The sequence below is a fragment of the Streptomyces sp. NBC_01622 genome (assembly GCF_045209635.1).
Lineage (GTDB): Bacteria > Actinomycetota > Actinomycetes > Streptomycetales > Streptomycetaceae > Streptomyces.
Map to the genome: position 1 here is coordinate 7,952,074 of NZ_CP109293.1, position 18,042 is coordinate 7,970,115.

At 68.6% G+C, this 18,042-nt stretch carries 12 protein-coding genes, 1 other RNA gene and 4 pseudogenes; 9 read left to right on the top strand and 8 right to left on the bottom strand.

Going from position 1 to position 18,042, the window contains the following annotated elements; translation table 11 throughout:
- Positions 1–71: 71 nt before the first annotated feature.
- Entirely contained in the window at positions 72–854 is a 783-nt protein-coding gene (gene yaaA / locus OH768_RS36815) for a peroxide stress protein YaaA (RefSeq protein WP_406460289.1), read from the bottom strand.
- Between the two features lie 76 nt (positions 855–930).
- Between yaaA and OH768_RS36820 the strand changes: the two genes are divergently transcribed.
- The gene (locus OH768_RS36820; RefSeq protein ID WP_406460291.1) at positions 931–2,361 is read left to right on the top strand and encodes an RNB domain-containing ribonuclease; all 1,431 of its coding nucleotides are present in this window, start codon (positions 931–933) and stop codon (positions 2,359–2,361) included.
- Here the strand turns inward: OH768_RS36820 and OH768_RS36825 are convergent.
- From OH768_RS36825 to OH768_RS36835, 3 genes are read right to left on the bottom strand one after another with little or no spacing between them, the layout of a single operon-like run.
- On the bottom strand, positions 2,312–2,914 hold the full coding sequence (locus OH768_RS36825) for a hypothetical protein (protein ID WP_406460292.1): 603 nt from the start codon (positions 2,912–2,914) through the stop codon (positions 2,312–2,314). The two genes, OH768_RS36820 and OH768_RS36825, sit on opposite strands and share 50 nt — an antisense overlap.
- On the bottom strand, positions 2,911–3,687 hold the full coding sequence (locus tag OH768_RS36830) for a MerR family transcriptional regulator (RefSeq protein WP_406460294.1): 777 nt from the start codon (positions 3,685–3,687) through the stop codon (positions 2,911–2,913). Before OH768_RS36830 ends, OH768_RS36825 begins: the two co-directional genes overlap by 4 nt.
- A gap of 33 nt (positions 3,688–3,720) precedes the next feature.
- The gene (locus OH768_RS36835) at positions 3,721–5,283 is read right to left on the bottom strand and encodes an FAD-dependent monooxygenase (RefSeq protein WP_406460296.1); all 1,563 of its coding nucleotides are present in this window, start codon (positions 5,281–5,283) and stop codon (positions 3,721–3,723) included.
- Between the two features lie 47 nt (positions 5,284–5,330).
- Between OH768_RS36835 and OH768_RS36840 the strand changes: the two genes are divergently transcribed.
- The 5 genes and pseudogenes from OH768_RS36840 (at position 5,331) to OH768_RS36860 (ending at position 11,271) form a co-directional block, all read left to right on the top strand.
- Positions 5,331–5,978 (top strand): TetR/AcrR family transcriptional regulator, encoded by a 648-nt coding sequence (locus OH768_RS36840; protein ID WP_406460297.1) that lies wholly within the window; start codon positions 5,331–5,333, stop codon positions 5,976–5,978.
- Between the two features lie 49 nt (positions 5,979–6,027).
- Positions 6,028–6,858 (top strand): AraC family transcriptional regulator, encoded by an 831-nt coding sequence (locus tag OH768_RS36845; protein WP_406460298.1) that lies wholly within the window; start codon positions 6,028–6,030, stop codon positions 6,856–6,858.
- Positions 6,859–6,880: 22 nt separating this feature from the next.
- Positions 6,881–7,663 (top strand): annotated as a pseudogene (locus tag OH768_RS36850) (DMT family transporter); the annotation flags it as partial.
- Positions 7,664–7,826: 163 nt separating this feature from the next.
- An RNA gene (gene rnpB / locus OH768_RS36855) (RNase P RNA component class A) lies at positions 7,827–8,243 on the top strand.
- 457 nt (positions 8,244–8,700) lie between these two features.
- Entirely contained in the window at positions 8,701–11,271 is a 2,571-nt protein-coding gene (locus OH768_RS36860; protein ID WP_406460300.1) for a DUF262 domain-containing protein, read from the top strand.
- A 324-nt stretch (positions 11,272–11,595) separates the two neighbouring features.
- Here OH768_RS36860 and OH768_RS36865 read toward each other — a convergent pair whose 3' ends face one another.
- A complete protein-coding gene (locus tag OH768_RS36865) occupies positions 11,596–11,790 on the bottom strand; it encodes a hypothetical protein (RefSeq protein WP_406460302.1) in 195 nt (64 codons plus the stop codon).
- Positions 11,791–11,934: 144 nt separating this feature from the next.
- Positions 11,935–12,508: pseudogene (locus tag OH768_RS36870) on the bottom strand (IS30 family transposase); the annotation flags it as partial.
- A 318-nt stretch (positions 12,509–12,826) separates the two neighbouring features.
- On the opposite strand from OH768_RS36870, the gene OH768_RS36875 reads away from it, so the two are divergent.
- On the top strand, positions 12,827–13,843 hold the full coding sequence (locus OH768_RS36875) for a protein NO VEIN domain-containing protein (RefSeq protein ID WP_406460304.1): 1,017 nt from the start codon (positions 12,827–12,829) through the stop codon (positions 13,841–13,843).
- A gap of 100 nt (positions 13,844–13,943) precedes the next feature.
- Positions 13,944–15,803, top strand: coding sequence for a DNA/RNA helicase domain-containing protein (locus OH768_RS36880; protein WP_406460306.1), 1,860 nt, complete (start codon positions 13,944–13,946; stop codon positions 15,801–15,803).
- Between the two features lie 137 nt (positions 15,804–15,940).
- Here OH768_RS36880 and OH768_RS36885 read toward each other — a convergent pair.
- Together OH768_RS36885 and OH768_RS36890 are read right to left on the bottom strand one after the other, a co-directional pair.
- Positions 15,941–16,222, bottom strand: a pseudogene (locus OH768_RS36885) (transposase family protein); the annotation flags it as partial.
- Between the two features lie 200 nt (positions 16,223–16,422).
- Entirely contained in the window at positions 16,423–16,815 is a 393-nt protein-coding gene (locus OH768_RS36890) for a DUF6221 family protein (RefSeq protein ID WP_406460307.1), read from the bottom strand.
- A gap of 190 nt (positions 16,816–17,005) precedes the next feature.
- Here OH768_RS36890 and OH768_RS36895 point away from each other — a divergent pair.
- Positions 17,006–17,737 (top strand): annotated as a pseudogene (locus OH768_RS36895) (transposase family protein).
- Positions 17,738–18,042: the final 305 nt, after the last annotated feature.

Genomic DNA, 18,042 nt, shown 5'->3' on the forward strand with positions numbered 1-18,042 from the left:
TCATCCTGCCGAGCCGATGCAGCCCGCGCAAAGCTCATTGCGCATGCTGCAATGAGTGCCTCCGGGGGCGCTCAGTGAATCTCGTCCACCAGCACATCCAGCGACCAGGCCCGCCCCGCCTGCCCGGGCGCCTCCGCCTCCACCTCGTAACCCAGCCCCCGCAACGCGTCCACCAGCTCGGCGGGCGTTCCCGGCGCGCTCGCCGCCGAGAGCAGACTCCGCACGATGCGCCCCTTCGTCGCCTTGTTGAAGTGGCTGACGACCTTCCGGGTCGGCGCGTGCAGCACCCGTACGGTCGCCGTCCGCCCCGCGACCTCACCCCTCGGCTTCCACGCCGCCGCGTACGCGGAGGACCGCAGGTCGAGCACCAGCCCCTTCCCGGCGGCCTCGGGCAGCACGGCCGCCATCGGCGCCCGCCAGTGCGCGCCCAGCGCCCCGAGCCCCGGCAGCCGTACCCCCATCGAGCAGCGGTACGACGGGATCCGGTCCGTCACCCGCACCGCGCCCCACAGCCCGGAGAACACCAGCAGCGAGCGCGCGGCCCGCTTCTTCGCGGCTGTGTCCAGCGAAGCCAGGTCGAGGGCGTCGTAGAGGACACCGGTGTAGATCTCCCCGGCGGGCCGCGCGCCGGCGGTCCGGAGGTCGACGTTCTTCGCGATCTCGCCGCGCAGCCCCTCGCTCAGCCCGAGCACCTCGCGCGCCTTGTCCTCGTCGGCCGCGCACAGGTCGACGAGTTCGTCGAGTACGGCCGCGCGGGCCTCGGCGAGTCCCGGCAGCGACAGCGATTCCGGCTTGAGCGGGGCACCGCGGCCGGAGGAGGCCTTGCCTTCGGAGGGCGGCAGCAGGACGAGCACGGCGGTTTTCTCCTTACGGTGGGTGCTGCGCCAGCGTAAAGGGTGCGGCCGGGCGGATTGTGCCTACGCTCGTGTCATGCCCCGCCGCCGCATCCGGGTGACCGGCACCCGCGAAGCCCCGCTCCGCGCCGCCCTCACCGCGCTCCGCACCGAACTCGGCGTACCCGAGAGCTTCCCGCCGGCTGTACTGGCCGAGGCGGAACGGGCGGCCGCAGCGCCGCTGCCGCAGGTCCCGGACGTCACGGACATCCCCTTCTTCACCGTCGACCCGCCCACGTCCATGGACCTCGACCAGGCGATGCACCTGTCCCGCCGGGGGACCGGTTTCCGGGTCCGGTACGCCATCGCCGACGTCGCCGCCTTCGTCGTACCCGGCGGAGCGCTCGACGCGGAGGCCCACCGCCGCGTGACCACCCTCTACTTTCCCGACGAGAAGACCCCGCTGCACCCGCCCCTGCTCAGCGAGGGCGCCGCGAGTCTGCTGCCGGACGCGACCCGGCCGGCGGTGCTGTGGACGATCGACCTGGACGCGGACGGCCGTACGGTCGCCGTCGACGTCCACCGGGCCCTCGTCCGCAGCCGGGCCAAGCTCGACTACGCGACCGTGCAGCGGCGGATCGACGCGGGCACGGCCGAGGAACCGCTCGCGCTGCTCAAGGACATCGGCGAGGCGCGCGAACGCCTGGAGGTGGAGCGCGGCGGCATCTCCCTCAACGTGCCCGAGCAGGAGATCGTCGAGCGCGACCACACCTACGAACTCGCCTACCGCGCCCCGCTCCCCGCCGACGGCTGGAACGCCCAGATCTCCCTGCTCACCGGCATGGCCGCCGCCGACCTGATGCTCACGCACGGCACGGGCGTCCTGCGCACCCTGCCCGCCGCCCCCGACGGCGCCGTGGGCCGCCTGCACCGCACCGCGCACGCCCTGCACATCGACTGGCCGCACCACGTGTCGTACGCCCAGCTCATCCGCTCCCTGGACCCGCACCTCCCGCACCACGCGGCCTTCCTCCAGGAGTGCACGACCCTGCTGCGCGGCGCGGGCTACACGGTCTTCCGCGACGGCGACCTCCCGCCCATCACCGCCCACGCGGCCGTCGCCGCCCCCTACACCCACTGCACGGCCCCGCTGCGACGCCTGGTCGACCGCTACGCCGCCGAGATCTGCCTCTCTCCCGCGTCCCCGCCCGCCTGGGTCCTGGCCGGTCTCGACGCCCTCCCCAAACAGATGGCCGACGGCACCCGCCTCGCGGGCACGGTCGAGCGCGAGTGCGTGGACATCGTCGAGGCGGCGCTGCTGAAGGACCGTGTCGGCGACCTCTTCGACGGCTATGTGGTCGACGTGGACGAACACCAACCCGCCGTAGGAAAGGTGCAGTTGGACTCCCCGGCCGTCGTCGCCCGCCTCGACGGCGGTGCGACTCCGCTGCCGCTGGGGGAGCGGCTGCGGGTCCGGCTCACGCAGGCGGACCCGGGGACGTCGAAGGTACGGTTCGCGCCTGCTTGACCGCCGCTACGAGGGTGTCGGCGTCGTCGGCGTGGAAGCGGACGGTGCCCACCTCCCGTTGGCGTCCGAGGAAGGTGAAGTGGGTTACGGGCTCGGCGAGTTGGAGTGTGACGGTGGTCTGCGAGCCGACGGGGAGGTTCAGTTCGCCGTCGGTCCGTTCGTGGGTCATGCGCAACTCCCGCCGTACGGAGGCGACTTGCTCCAGCGGTATGCGCAGGTCGACATGAACGCCCCGGCGGACCCGGAGCGAGTCCGCCGCCAGGACGTGCGGGCGGACCGTGAAGGCCGCGTGCATGCCGACGACGAACACGACCGTGTAGATGTCCAGGGCGAACACGACGCGGTGCACCGCCGGCCAGTTCCGCAGCAGTACGGACATGGTGAGCGTCTCGATCACGCACACGAACACGAGCGCGGCCATCATCGCCCCCTGCCCCCGCCCGTACCCGAACGCCCGCCCGCCGTCCGCCCCTTGGGTCCGCCGGGTGATCCACAGCCAGAGGCTCGCCAGCAGTCGCAGCTCGTGCCGCAGGAGCACGGACACGGTTCTCATGGCCGCTCCCGGGTGACGAGCCGCAGCATTCGGCGGATCGCCTCCGCCTGGGCCGGCGCGAAGTCCGCGTAGAAGGCGCGCAGGAAGCCGCTGTCCTGCTCGACCGGGCTCCCCTCCGGGAGCAGCGTGGCCGGAACGCAGGCGGCGAGGGCGCGGGCCGCCTCGTCCACACGCGGGTCGGCGGGGTCGACGGGGTGCTCGGTGTCGGCGAGCGCGTCGAGCAGCGCGTACGCCTCGTGCGCCCGGGCGACCGCGTCCGGTGTCGCGACGGCGCTGCCCACCAGATCCATGATCCGGGCCCGTTCGGCCGGGGTCGCCACGGTGTCGAGCAGGGCGAGCATCTCGCGGTCCTTGGCGGCCATCGGCGAGTCGGCCGGGAGCGTCGAGGCGTGGGTCAACTCGCTGAACACCGCCGTCAGTTCGGGGGAGACGGGCCCTTCGGCGGGCAGTTCTCCCGAGTCCAGCAGGGTGCGCAGCCGGGCCCGGCGCTCCCGGATCGCCGACTCCTGCCGGGCCAGGTCCTCGTCGAGTTCGGTGAGCACCTCGACGAGATCCCGGCCCGCGTCGTCCGCGAGCACGTCCCGTACCTCGGTCAGCCCCAGACCCAGCTCGGTGAGCCGCCGGATCCGGGCGAGGACGACGGCGTGCCGCAGACCGTAGTCGCGATAGCCGTTGGAGCGCCGCTCCGGTTCCGGCAGCAGGCCCAGGTGGTGGTAGTGCCGGACGGTCCGCGTGGTGACGCCGACGGTCTCGGCGAGTTCTCCGATCCGCATGGGACCAGTAGAAACGCTGACGTTACGGCAGGGTCAAGCGCCGGCCGGCGCGCCGAACCACAGCCGCAGCGCGTCCGAGGGATCGCCCTCGGTGCCGTCCGTGTCCGCCGCCCAGGCGGTGAACCCGTCGGGCCGCACCAACAGCCCGGCGAGCTCCGGCCGCCCGGGGCAGGAGGCGGTGAGGACGTCCACCACACCCTCGTAGCCGTCCGCGCGGGCCCGGAGTTTCGGGTCGTCGGCGAGGTCGAGGAGGAGGGCGCGGCCGTTGTGGAGATGGTCGGCGAGGCGGGTGCCGTCGGCGAGTTCGAGGTCGGGGGCGCCGCGGCCGGTCAGCGGGTGGTCACCGGGGAGGTCGTAGTGCTGCCAGACGCCGGAGATCCGCTTGACGAGATACGTCGTCCCGTCCACCGTCCCCGCGAGGTCGGTGACCACCGAGCGCAGGGCCCGGGAGTGCGGCTCGGGGCGCATCACCGCGATCTGGGCGCGCGTCCAGTCGAGCACCCAGGCGCCGATCGGATGCCGCTCCACCGTGTACGAGTCCAGGAGCTCCACCGGTGCCCGGCCGCGCACCACCAGGGCGAGCTTCCAGCCGAGGTTCATCGCGTCCCCGACACCGAGGTTGAGCCCCTGCCCGCCGAACGGCGAGTGGACGTGCGCCGCGTCGCCCGCGAGCAGCACCCGGCCCGCCCGATAGGTGTCCGCCTGGCGGCAGTTGTCGGTGAAGCGGGTCGAGGAGTGGACCTTGTGCACGGTCACGTCGACGCCGGTCACGCGGCGCACACTCGCCTGCAACTCCTCGGCGGTGACGGGGGATTGGCGGTCGGCGGGCGGCCCGTCGAACTCGATGGAGACCATCCGTCCCGGCATCGGGCCGTAGGTGTACATCCCGGTGCCGGTGGCGTTCCAGCCCTTGCTCAGCCCCTCGGTGCCGGTCAGGTCGGCGATGGCCTGGTAGCCGGTGATCTCCGGTGCGGTGCCCGGGAATTCGATGCCGGCGAGCTTGCGCACGAGGCTGCGGCCGCCGTCGCAGCCGACCAGCCAGCCCGCGCGGACGGCCTGCGGCGCCGATCCGTCCGTAGCGGCGAGGTGGACGGTCACCCCCTCGTCGTCGGCGTCGTAGCCGGTCAACTCGACCTGCCTGCGCGCCTCGACGCCGAGTTCGTCGGCGCGCCGGCCGAGCAGCCGCTCCAACGCGGCCTGCGGGACGAACCGTCCGACCTCGCCGGGCGGGCCGACGTCCGCGAAGGCGGGGTCCGACGCGTCGAGCAGATCGGCCCGCAGGGTGATCCCGGCGAAGTGCCCGGCGGACTTCGGCGGCGGGGCGGCACCCTCGCCGCCGCTCTGTGCCTGCAGGAACTCCTTCATGCCGTTCGCCGTCTCCACCTGCACCTCGGTCAGCGCGGGCAGCAGCCCCCGCCGGTAGAGGGCGACGGCGGTGAGGGTGTTGATCCCGCCCGCCTTGACGGTCTCGTCCACCTTGGCCAACCGCTCCGCGACCAGCACTCGGGCTCCGCCGAGCCGCAGCTCACAGGCGAGCAGCAGCCCGATGGGCCCGGCTCCGGCGATGACGACGTCGTAGTTCGTGTCAGTGTTCACGAGCTTGAGTGTAGTCACTAAAAAATTATGTTGGCTACACTGTTCTCGTGAGCGAGAGCGTGAACAAGAGCAGGGACGCGGCCGAGCTGCCGCTGAGGGAGCGCAAGAAGCGGGCGACGCGGCAACGGATCTCGAACGTCGCCTCGGCGCTGTTCCGGGAGCGCGGCTTCGACCAGGTGTCGGTGGCGGAGGTCGCGCGCGCCGCCGAGGTGTCGACGATGACCGTCTTCAACTACTTCCCGCGCAAGGAGGACCTGTTCCTCGACCGCATCCCGGAGGCGGTCGAGATGTTCAGCGGTGCCGTACGCGACCGCGCCCCCCGCGAGACCCCGCTCGCCGCGCTCCGCCGCCTCGCCCTCGAACTCCTCGACCGGCGCCACCCGTTGGCCGGCCCCGACAGCGGATTCCCGGACTTCTGGGAGGTCGTGGCCGACTCGCCCGCCCTGCGCGCCCGGGGCCGCGAAGCCCTGGAGGAGATAGAGAACGCCCTGACCACCGCCCTCACCGAGACCGCCCCGGACACCCCCGACCCCGCCCTGACCGCGGCCCTGACCGTCGCCGCGTACCGCACGGTCTACGTCACCACCGCGCGCCGCGTCTTCGCGGGAGAGGGCGCGGAGGGACTCGTAGCAGACCATCGGGCAAGGGTGTGCGCCGCCTTCGACGCGTTGGAACGGGCTCTCGCCCCGGCATGACACGCGGCCCCGGCGCGTTGCACCCTGTAGAGGAGAGGGGGTGCGGCCGGTGAACGCACGCGAACAGGCCCTGTGGACGAGGGCGAGACTGGGCCACTGCGGCCCGCCGCTCGACCTCCTGACCGCCCGCTTCGACCGGCACGTCTACGCCCCGCACGCCCACGAGGAGTTCACGATCGGCGTCTGCGTCGACGGCTCCGAACTCATCGCCTACCGCGGCGGCCACATCCGCGCGACCCCCGGCTCCATCGTCGTACTCGCCCCCGACGAAATGCACACGGGCGGCCCGGCCAACGCCACCGACGGCTACGCCTACCGAGCTCTCTACGCCGACCCGGCACTGTTGACGGACGGCATCCTCGGCGGCAGCCTCCCGCACTTCCGCGAACCCCTCCTCGACGACGCCGAACTCGCCGTAGCGCTACGCCTTGCGCACACCGAACTCAGCGTCTGCCCCGACCCGTTGGAGGCGGAGTCCCGTCTCCCGTGGCTGCTCACGGCCCTGGCCCGCCGCCACTCGACGTCCCGCCCCGCGCCGGACGAGATCCCGGGCGCGGCCTGGGTGGCCCACGCGGTGCGGGATCGCCTGGCGGACGACCTGCTGACCCCGCCGTCGCTCTCGGCCCTGGCCGCGGACTTCGACCTGTCCCGCTACCAACTCCTCCGCGCCTTCCGTACGACGATGGGCATACCGCCGTACGCCTGGCTCGCCCAGTACCGGGTCACCCGGGCGCGCGGCCTGCTGGAGGCGGGCGGACGCCCCGCCGAGGTCGCGGCCCAGGTGGGCTTCGCCGACCAGGCGCATCTGACCCGCTGGTTCCGGCGGGTGCTCGGGGTGACCCCGGCGGCGTACCGCAACAGCGTTCAAGACGCCCGATGAGGGGGCGGCGCATCCTCGCCGTATGACTGCACGCGGCTGGTTCCTGTTCTCCCTGATGGGAGTGGTGTGGGGCATCCCCTACCTGATGATCAAGGTAGCGGTGGACGCCCCGCTCTCCCCGTCCATGGTCGTCTTCACACGCTGCGCCCTGGGCGCCGTACTCCTGCTGCCCTTCGCACTACGACAGGGCGGCCTCGTCCACACACTCCGGACGCACTGGCGCCCGATGCTGGCCTTCGCGTGCATAGAGATCATCGGCCCGTGGTTCACACTGACGGACGCGGAACGGCACCTGTCGAGCTCTACGGCGGGTCTGCTGATCGCGGGCGTACCGATCGTCGGGGTGGTCATGGCGCGCTTCTTCGGCGACGCGGAGCGGTTGGGCGGCCGGCGTGTGGCGGGCCTCGCCCTGGGCCTGTCCGGGGTCACGGTCCTCACGGTCCCGCACCTGACGGGCGGCGACGCGCGCTCACTGGCGGAGGTGCTGCTGACGGTGCTCGGCTACGCGACGGCCCCGCTGATCGCGGCCCGCTACCTGAAGGACGTCCCGACTCTCCAACTGACGGCCCCGTGCCTGGCACTGGCGGCGCTGGTGTACGCCCCGGCGGCGGCGCTGACGTGGCCGTCGTCGGTCCCCTCTCCCCAGGTCCTGGCGTCCCTCGCCGGCCTGGGCGTGATCTGCACGGCGGTGGCGTTCGTGGCCTTCCTGGAACTGATCAAGGAGGTCGGCCCGACCCGCTCGACGGTGATCACATACGTCAACCCGGCGGTCGCGGTGGCGGCGGGCGCGCTGTTCCTGGGCGAGGACCTGACGGTCGGCATCGGGGTGGCGTTCACGCTGATCCTGGCGGGGTCGGTGCTGGCGACGGCGGGGAGCGGTCCGAAGGGCGGCGGTCCGAGGGGCGACGGTTCGAAGGGCAGCGGTCCGAAGGGCGGTGCCCGCCCGGTAGCATGGTCGACACGGCAGACGAGCCGGGCGGACGGCCGCGTGGAGTACCCCTAGCGGGAACTCCCCGAGGAACGTCCGGGCTCCACAGGGCAGGGTGATGGCTAACGGCCACCCGGGGTGACCCGCGGGACAGTGCCACAGAAAACAGACCGCCCGGCGCTTCGGCGCCGGGTAAGGGTGAAACGGTGGTGTAAGAGACCACCAGTGCCCAGGGCGACCTGGGCAGCTAGGTAAACCCCACCCGGAGCAAGGTCAAAAGGAGCCACCGCTTCGAAAGAGGCGCGGCTCTGCGCGGACGTCCGAGGGCTGCCCGCCCGAGTCCGCGGGTAGACCGCACGAGGCCGGTGGCAACACCGGTCCTAGATGGATGGCCGTCGCCGGGGGGACCGCGAGGTCCCTCCGGACACAGAACCCGGCGTACGGCCCGACTCGTCTGCCATCCAGGCCCCTTGACCAGCGAAATTGCTGGGCAGGGGCTTTTTTCCGTAGGTCGACGGGCTTCGCCGGACCCCGGTCCATACCGGTTCGAACCGGACCGCGCGGCTACGTACGTAGCCATGAAAGCAGCCATGCCTGTGGGGCTGGAGACGGGCGTCGTGGGGAGTGCTCCTCGAGTGCATCGCTCGCCGGTCACCTCGTGCCGGAAGCCAAGGCTGCCCCTTCACCTTTCGGGACCGGCCTGTCGGGTCATGTGTTCAGGAGCGGTCTCAGACCCAGTCGGCCTTGCCGGAGCCACCACCGGCGTGTGCCGAGGAACGGATCAGGACGCCGGAGGACGAGCTGCGGTTTTGAGAAGAGGGTGAACCAGCACTGACTCCCATGCCGACTGAGGCACTATGGGCTCTTCTGCCTCAGGTGCGAACCGGGTGAAGCGACGGAGGGTGCAAGACGTCATGCAGGCCAAAGAAACTCTGTTCGCCGACCTTGTACAGGGACGGGCTCAGCAGTTCCAGGTTCCTCTCTACCAGCGGACGTACTCCTGGACGGAGAAACAACTGGTGCAGTTGTGGGGTGACATCCTCGAACAGGCCGAACTGCTGGAGTCCGGTGCGGAGGCGAGCACACACTTCCTCGGCTCGGTCGTGCTCGCGCCCTCCCCTCAGAACGAAGCGACCTTTCCCCGCTGGCTCGTTGTCGACGGCCAGCAGCGGTTGACCACCCTCTCCCTGGCGTTGGCCGCGATCCGTGACCACATCGCCGATACGCAGCCGGACGAGGCGGAGCGCATTGATGAGGAGTACCTCATCAACAAGCGCAAGCGCGGCAGCGATTACTTCCGCCTGCTGCCGACCCAGGCCGACCGTGCACAGTACGCCGCTCACATTCGTGTGGCCCAGGAGGAGCAGAGCGCGGGGGACAGGGTCGCCGCCGCCTACCGCTTCTTCCGCCGTAAGCTTGTCGAAGCGCACGATCCGACAGCGTTCCAGAACGTGCTTCGCATCGAGCAGGCGATCACGTCCCGCCTCACGCTGGTGTCGGTGACCGCCGAACGCGGCGACAACGTCCACCGCATCTTCGAGTCCCTCAACAACACGGGGTTGAAGCTCAGTCAGGCGGATCTGCTGCGGAACTACCTGTTCATGCGGCTGCCGACGCTCGGCGAGCAGGTGTACGAAACGTACTGGCTGCCCATGCAGGACAGCCTGAGCAACGGCGAGCTGGAACAGCTCATGTGGCTGCAGTTGGTGCTCGACGGCGACGACCGGGTCCGCCGCCAGGATCTCTATGCCGCGCAGCAGCAGCGCTTCGAGCGCTCGGAGGTGAGCGAGGCCGACATTGAGGCGTACATCAGGGAACTCCACCGCCGCAGCGCCCACTTCCGCCGGATCGTCCGCCCCGAGAACGAATCCGATCCGCTGGTACGAGGGCACCTGATCCGGCTGCAGGACTGGCAGGCGGTGGTGGCCTACCCCGCGCTGATGCTGCTGTTCGACCGTCGGGCACGCGGGGAGGCGGACGCCGCGGAGACGGCACGGGCCATGGAGTACATCGAGAGCTTCCTCGTGCGCCGGACGATCTGCCGGGTGCCGCCGAACAATCTGAACAGGATCTTCCAGGCCGTGCCCGCACAGTTCCCGCAGGGTGTTCCGGTCGCGGACGGCCTGCATCAGCTGCTCTCCGCGGAGAACCGCTTCTGGCCCGACGACGAGGAGCTGCGTACGAAGGTCCGGGAGGCGCCCTTCTACCGGTACGGCCTCCCGCATCAGCGCAGGCGTGTGCTGCAACGCCTTGAGGAGAGTTACGGCCACCCCGAGCCGGTGGACTTCACCTTGGCGCAGCTCACCATCGAGCACGTCATGCCCCAGTCCCCCGGACAGGAGTGGATGAGAGTGCTGGAGGAGGAGGCGGGTGACGGCGAGAGCGCGGAGGACCTGCACTCCCGGCTGATCCACTCCCTCGGGAACCTCACGCTGACCGCGGTGAACTCGGAGTTGTCCAACCATCCCTTCGAGAGGAAACAGGGACTGCTGCAGGGCAGTCACCTGGAAATGAACCGCCGTATCGCCGCCACCGACCGCTGGGGCGTGAAGGAGATCCTGGCCCGGGCCGACGATCTCGCCGACCGGGCGATCAGGTTGTGGCCCGCCCCGTTGCGCGGCGTCGGCCGTGCCGAGCGCAGCCGCGACTGGCACCTTGCCCACCAGGTTCTCGCCGCGCTTCCGCACGGCACCTGGACGTCGTACGGAGATCTCGCGGCGTTCATCGGTTCCGGGGCCCAGGCCGTGGGCAACCACCTTGCCGGTATCGCCGGCGTGGCCAACGTGTACCGGGTGCTCAACGCGGAGGGGAAGGTCGCCGACGGCTTTCGCTGGGGCTCCGAGGACCAGGGCGACGTCCGCGCGCTGCTGACGGCCGACGGCATCCACTTCACGATCACCGGGGCCGCCGATCCCGCCCAGCGGCTCACCAGTGACGACCTCGCCCTGCTCGTCGCGGACGCGGAGGGTGAGCCGGAGGAGGCTGGGGAGGTGGCGCGGCCCGTACCCGGCGGCCAGGCCGTGCAGACCCGGGCCGCGCGGTTCCTCCGGCAGTTGGCGGCGGATGACAGTGCGCAGACCGTGAGCGCGGTGAGTGAGGTGCTGGCGAGGTGGGAAGAACTCGGCGGCTGGGTCGGCTACGGCACCGGGAAGGTCACGACCAGCGCCTTCCTGATGCTGGGTGAAGCGGGCCTCCCGGGCCGAGGCGTCTGGCCACTCACCCTGTACCCAGGCGGTGGTCGGGGCGGTACTGCCGAAGTCGTGTTCCAGCACATGGCGACCCGGGAGCCGTTCACGGACCGTGCGCTGCGCGCCGAACTCCTCGCGCGGCTCAACGAGTTGGCGGGCGTCGACATCCCGGAGGGCAAGCTCGAACTGCGGCCCAACTTCCGCCTGGTGCACTTGGCGGAGAGCGCCAACCGCGAGTTGCTGATCGCGACGCTCACCTGGTTCCGGGACCGCTGGCCGGACCGTGACCCTGTCTGAGGCGCTGGGAGGGCGGGAGTACCGTCCGGTGCGAGCGCCACGCGTCTCGCGCCGCACGTAGCGCCGTACGGGCCCCGCCTCCAACTCGCTCCGCCGTCGCGACCTTTCAGCCTCCGTCGGCTTCTCTGTGAGCATGAACCAGGGCTCGTGCTGGGCGACGAGCGGGTTTTCCTCCCAGCGCGGCCTGACCCACGGCGGATTCCCCACCTGAAGATCAAACCCCCACTAGCCCCCAGAAGACATGCGCGGAGTGCAGCTCCCACTGGCTGTTCCCAAGGGGTGACGCCCTGATCCGGGCTTCCTTGCCAGCCGGAGTGGCGGGCGTCAACCCGTTGTGACCAGCTCGTCGAGTAGCTGCTCCAACAGATTGTTGTCACCGAGGAAGCTCTTCACCGAGGCGTCCTCGTTGCCTTGAGGGTCCAAGCCTGACCAGTTCAGGGCGTATCCCGCGTCGGCGCTGAGTTGGGCAAGGAACGCCCGCTGGGCACGGCCGTTGCCCTCGCGGAACGGGTGGAGCACCTGCGAGTTCCCTGGAGCTCCGCGCAAGTGTGCACGCGTGCGCACTGGGGCGCGGTGCTGGACGGTGGGCTCGATGAGTACTGGCACCGAGCTCCAGGGGAAGTGGGCGAATTCCAGTGATCGTCGCAACACGTAGTCGGTTGATCAGGCAGCGAGCAGTTTAGACAGACGCTCGGCTGGGGTTTTCCAGCCGAGCGTCTTGCGTGGGCGATTGTTCAGTTCGACAGGGACGGCGTCGAGGTCCCGGCGGGTGTGGGTGGACAGGTCGCTGCTCTTGGGGAAGTGCTGTCGCAGCAGGCCGTTCGTGTTCTCGCTGGAGCCGCGTTGGCAGGGGCTGGCCGGGTCGCGAAGTAGACCGGGACATTCGTAGCGATGGTGAACTCGTAGTTGGCGGCCATCTCGGAGCCCTGATCCCAGGTCAGGGACCGCTTCAGATGCGGCGGCAGGGCTTGCACGCTGCCTGGAGGGCGTCGCGGACGCTGACGGCTGTGTGGTCGGCGGGCAGATGGATGAGTATGCCGAAGCGGGTGCTGGGTTCGACCAGCGTCCCGATGGCGGAGCCGTTCTCCTTGCCGACAATCAGGTCGTCCTCCCAGTGGCCGGGAACAGCCCGGTCAGCGGCCTCAGCCGGACGTTTGCTGATCACGACCATGGGCCGCGAGAAGTGCTTCTGGCGCTTGAGTTGCTGCTGGGTCTGGCGATGGGGTCTGCGAAGAGCCGGTCGTCGCCGGCGAAGGCGTGCATCTCGTCTGCCAGGACAGCCCTCACACTGCCCAGCAGGTGGGCGTGGTCCGTCTTCGGGGTCCGAGCCACTGGGCGTGCGTGTGGACGCGGGGCGCCGTTCTGTTGAGCAACGCGCCTTGAGCGGGTCCAGGTAGAGCACTGAGGTGTCCTCCCGCCCTATGTCTGATTTGTGCTGCCAACTCGCCAACCGCTGGCTTTAGTTGTATGAAAATCTGACTGCCATGTGGCAAGGTCATGGGCTCAGTCGATCGTTGGGATCGGCGCAGAGGTAGGCGGTCACGGAGGAAGGCACTTGGCGAGGCACGAGGACAGCCGCAAGGACGACGATCCTGCTCCCCTCCACAGTCCCTCGCGGACATCTTCGTTCGTGATGGTCCACGTAGGCCAAGCGTCCGGAACCCAGCGCAATCTGCAGTACGGGATCGAAACCCGGTCGTGGGGGTTCCCTGCATGGAGGCCCGAGTACCGGTCCGCGCGCCCGCGCTTCGCCGTGCTGGCCACGGGAGTGGGTCCGCGCGTACAACTCGACGTATGGAGTACCAAGAAGATCACTCTGTACCTGTTCGAAGTACGTGAGAACTTCTACGAGGCAGAGGCCCCTCACTGGCCGGACGAGGAAGCCGAGAACGCCATCAAGTACCCGGTGCGCTTCGGCATCGAGCCGTTGGCTGTACTCCACGACGTCCGTCTCGATGAGGACGGGCCGCTGGGAATGGCCGCCAGTGACGCCATCCGTGTTTCGGGGACTCAACGAGGCATAGGCATGGTCGTCGACATGGATCCGCAGCCGTTGCTCGATGCGGCAGGGATCCCAGCGAACTGGTCCGAACGGCAGACGGTGGCCCTGAACCGCACGCCCGGCTTCACCGCGGAGCAGGTGAAGCCGCCCAAGCCACCGAAGCGGCCCTCCAGTGGTGCGGGCTTCGTCTCCGACCCCAAGAAGCGCAAGGCCATCGAACTGCACGCGGAGGACATGGCAGTCGCTCACTACGAGGAGGAGGGCTGGACGGTCGAACGCCTTGGCAAGCCGTACGACCTCCACTGCACCCGTGACAGGGAAGAGCGTCGCGTAGAGGTGAAGGGCACAACGGGAGCGGCCACGAGCGTCGACCTGACGATCAACGAGGTCGAGCATGCCCGGGACCCGCAGAACACCGTGGACCTATTTGTGGTCAGTGACATCAAGGTGGACTTGCGGACCGACAACTACACAGCGAGTGGCGGCAGGGTGTTGCACCTCTATGACTGGGCGCCGGCTGAGGAGGACCTGAGGCCGCGGAGTTTCGAGTACCGCCTACCGCTCGCCTGACTGCCCAGATGCACTTCAGGGGTTCCGGGAGCAAGCCCCCGCTAGCCCCTTGCCTTCGAGTCCACCGCCCTTACGGAGATCTTCCGTGCCTCTTCTTCGCATGTCCGCACGCGCACTGTTCGATCAGTGCAGTGACGGAGCCCTCTCTCAGCGGCTCGCTCAGAAGTACCGCTCCGTGCTCTTCCAGAACCCGCCGCCCAGTGAACGCCGCTCATGGGAGAACAGCATCCCGGCCCTGGCAGAGGTTCTGTGCGATGCAGGGCTTGATGACATCGAGGTGCTGATAGAGCACCGATTACCCCTCACCAGCCTTCGCGCAGACATTATCCTTGCTGGCTCCCACCCCGCGACGGGCAGACCGTCCTACGTCATCGTCGAACTCAAGCAGTGGAGCGAAGCGCGCCTCGTTCCTGGCACTGACAATTTATGTCTAGTAGCGAGAATGGGCAATCGACCGGCTCTGCATCCCGTGGCCCAGGTGCGCCGCTACTGCGACTACCTGCAGGATTTCACCAATGTGCTGAGCGATCAGGAGGGCGCCGTCGCGGGCGTGGCCTATCTGCACTACGCAGCCGATCAAGATGTCAGCGAACTGTTAAGATTACCCGACGCAAAGGCGCAACTCTTCACGGATACATCCCGCGGAGAACTTATTAAGTATCTACAGACCCGCCTTTCTGCCTTGGATGGTTCGGTAGAGGGTGATTATCTCCTGGACAGCCCCCGTGCTCCCGGCCGTCAACTAATGCGTGCCGCTGCTGCTGAGATAATCGACGGCGGTGAGTTCCTCCTGATGGATGAGCAAGAGGTAGCGGCGCGTTTGGTGAAGCGGGCGGCGGACCTGTCGCGACAGTCGGACCAGAAGGAAGTAATAGTGATATCCGGGGGTCCTGGTTCGGGTAAGAGCATCATTGCGCTGCACCTGATGGGACACCTCGGGAGGAACGGGCGAAGCGTTGTCCACGCCACCGGGTCCAAGTCCTTCACTACCACTCTTCGGCATGTCGTCGGCACTAAGAACGGCCGAATTCCAAAGCTCTTCCGTTATTTCTTCGACTTCGCAAGTGCTGAACGAAACGGGCTGGACGTCTTGATCTGTGATGAAGCCCACCGCATTCGCCAGCGGTCGTCGAGGCAGGGCGCGCACGCCGGGCATCGGAGCGGTCGAAGCCAAGTGGAGGAACTCATCGACGCAGCCAGGGTTCCCGTCTTCCTGATCGACGAGCATCAGGTCGTGAGGCCCGGGGAGATGGGAAGTGTCGAGACCATCGACGAGGCTGCTCACGCGCGCGGGTGCATTGTTCGCCATGTCGATCTCAACAGCCAGTTCCGGTGCGGCGGGAGCCGTGCCTACGAACATTGGGTCCTCCGTCTCCTCGGCCTTGAGTCCGGTGGTCCGATTCAATGGCACCCCGAGGAAGATTTCGAGTTACTCGTCGCCGAATCGCCCCAAGGGATGGAGAGCTACCTGCGGGGCAGGCAGGAATCCGGCTACACCTCGCGCATGACGGCGGGATTCTGCTGGCGGTGGAGCGATCCGCGCAGTGACGGCAGCCTCGTCGACGACGTGGTTTTTGGGGAATGGCGCAGGCCCTGGAACCTCAGAGGTGAGCAACCTGTAGGAGGGGCACCCGTTTCCTCGCTGTGGGCCACTGATCCGTCAGGCTTCGGGCAGATCGGGTGCATTTACACGGCCCAAGGATTCGAGTATGCCTGGAACGGAATGATCTTCGGTCCCGACTTGGTGTGGCGCGGAAATGAGTGGTGTGCTGTTCCTGGAGAGAGCAAGGACCACGCCGTGAAAAAGGCGGAGCCAGGAGCCTTCGGGCGCCTTATTCGAAATACCTACAAAGTGCTACTCACGCGGGGGATGGTCGGTACCGTACTCTACTCAACCGATCCCGAGACTCAGGCCATGCTGGCTAGCCTGGTCCCGACTGGGATAAAGCAGGGCTCATGAGTGGGTGACCTTCGCCTTCCCCTTGGTTCGCCGGTGCCCTCAAGGAGCCGGGCGACGCCTACCTGCGCATAATCCCGGTACGCGGCAAGCGCGAGGGTTTCTGCCGTTCGAGGGCAAACGGTTCTCAGCGAGCGTTTTCAGCGTTGCCTCTCCAGGGTGAGGACGGCCTTGGTGATGACGGTCATGCGCTTGGGGCCGATGCGGGATCTGCGGAAGATCTGCCAGGCCTTCAGTCGTGTCATGCCGCGTTCGACGGGCGCTCGTACCTGGGTGAGGGCGCGGTTGAGGGTGCGCTGGGTGGAGGTGAGTTCACGGCCGGGTGGGCGTCTGAGGCCGGTGGTGACCCGGGGGCCGGCGCCCGTGTAGGCACGGTCAGCGGGGATGGGGACGCCTTGTCGCTCGCAGATCCGGACGATCTTGCCTCCAGGGCAAGCATCCGGGCCGTCTCCTCGTTCCCCCAGGCCGTAGCCCCAAGGCTTTCTTCATATCCTTCTGGAGGCCCCTGAGCGTCGCGTCGAGACCGTCGGGGTCTCGCCAACGCGTGCCGTTCCAGCCCCTCCTGGCGCTACCTCGGGCTCATGGAGCTCCGAATCGTCACGGGCCCTCGGTCTCCTGCGGGTCACACAGCGCGAGCCATCGGAGTGCCCTCACGTGGCTCGTACTCATCCTCGGCCTCGACCAGCCGCCACGCAGGGTGGAAGTCGCGATGGCCGTCGTACGCCGCAACGAGTGCGTGGATCACCGGGCTACGGAAGTCCCGCGAGAGTCCGGCCCACAACTCCCTGGCCGCCCTCTTCCAGAGGACGCGCCCCTCGTTGTTCTCCACCCTCCGTGGAAACTCCTCCACCCAGTCCATGAGCTGGCGCTTCGCCTCGACGTCGGCGAGGACCCGGGCCTGCAGCTTTGCCACATCCTGGTTCTTGCCGGGCTTCAGTGCGCGAGCCGCAGTTTCGTCCTCGTGAAGACGGGCCCAGAGGAACTGCATCATGGCCGCGAATTCGTGGTCTCTCATCGCATTACCCCCTAGTCGGCGTTGAGAGGCCATCATCCACCAGACCGGTCAGTCCGTGAGCTTTTTCAGCGTGGGCCACTGGGTGACGCACATGAGGTGGTATGGGGGTCACAACGCACGAGGGTCATGTGCCGTTGAGGGAGGTGTTCGAAGTCTCAACCCATCGGCGAAGGAGCCTCGTTGGTTCCTTATCCTGCCGCACGGCCTGGTCGAGTGGGTCACGAGCTCATCGTCACCGGCGAGGGTGACCGATGCTGCAAACTCCCGCCGCACGAGCGTGCGCTCGTCGCTCTCGTGTACCTGCGCCGTCATGACACTCTCTCCCGCATCGCGGCAGGCTTCGGCATATCCGTCGGTACCGCGCACGCCTACGTCACGGTCGTCGTCGAACTGCTTGCCGACCGGGCTCCGGGTCTGCTGAAGGTACTGCGTGAGCGGGATCCGGACTTCGTCCTGCTGGACGGGACCCTCGCCGAGTGTGACCGTGCCTGCGACAGCCGGGGTGACTACTCGGCCAAGCACCGTCGGCACGGCGTGAACGTGCAGGTCGTCACCGATCCCGCCGGTGAGGTGCTGTGGATCTCGCCCGCACTGCCGGGTCGCACCCACGACCTGACCGCAGCCCGCAACCCGCAGCCACCGCATCGTCCGGATCTGCGAGCGACAAGGCGTCCCCATCCCCGCTGACCGTGCCTACACGGGCGCCGGCCCCCGGGTCACCACCGGCCTCAGACGCCCACCCGGCCGTGAACTCACCTCCACCCAGCGCACCCTCAACCGCGCCCTCACCCAGGTACGAGCGCCCGTCGAACGCGGCATGACACGACTGAAGGCCTGGCAGATCTTCCGCAGATCCCGCATCGGCCCCAAGCGCATGACCGTCATCACCAAGGCCGTCCTCACCCTGGAGAGGCAACGCTGAAAACGCTCAGTGATCCTCAGTAAGGCGTTCCTGCCCGCCGCAGAGGATGAGATCACCGACGAGTCCATCCTCACGCGGATCAGGCGAGGTGCCTGAGGCCGCCGTGACGTTCCGGGACGAGACCGCGAGGCAAGCCGGTCACCGAGCGGGAGGTCGCCGGGCGGCAAGGGGCATAGAGATTCCCACATCGGCCTGCAGATCGCCGTCTGCTGATCTCCGCTGTCCTCTTCCCAACAGCCTGTGCCACATATGCGGAAGACCTGAACTGGAACACTCTGCCCGCGCGTAGGAGAGCTGCAGCACCG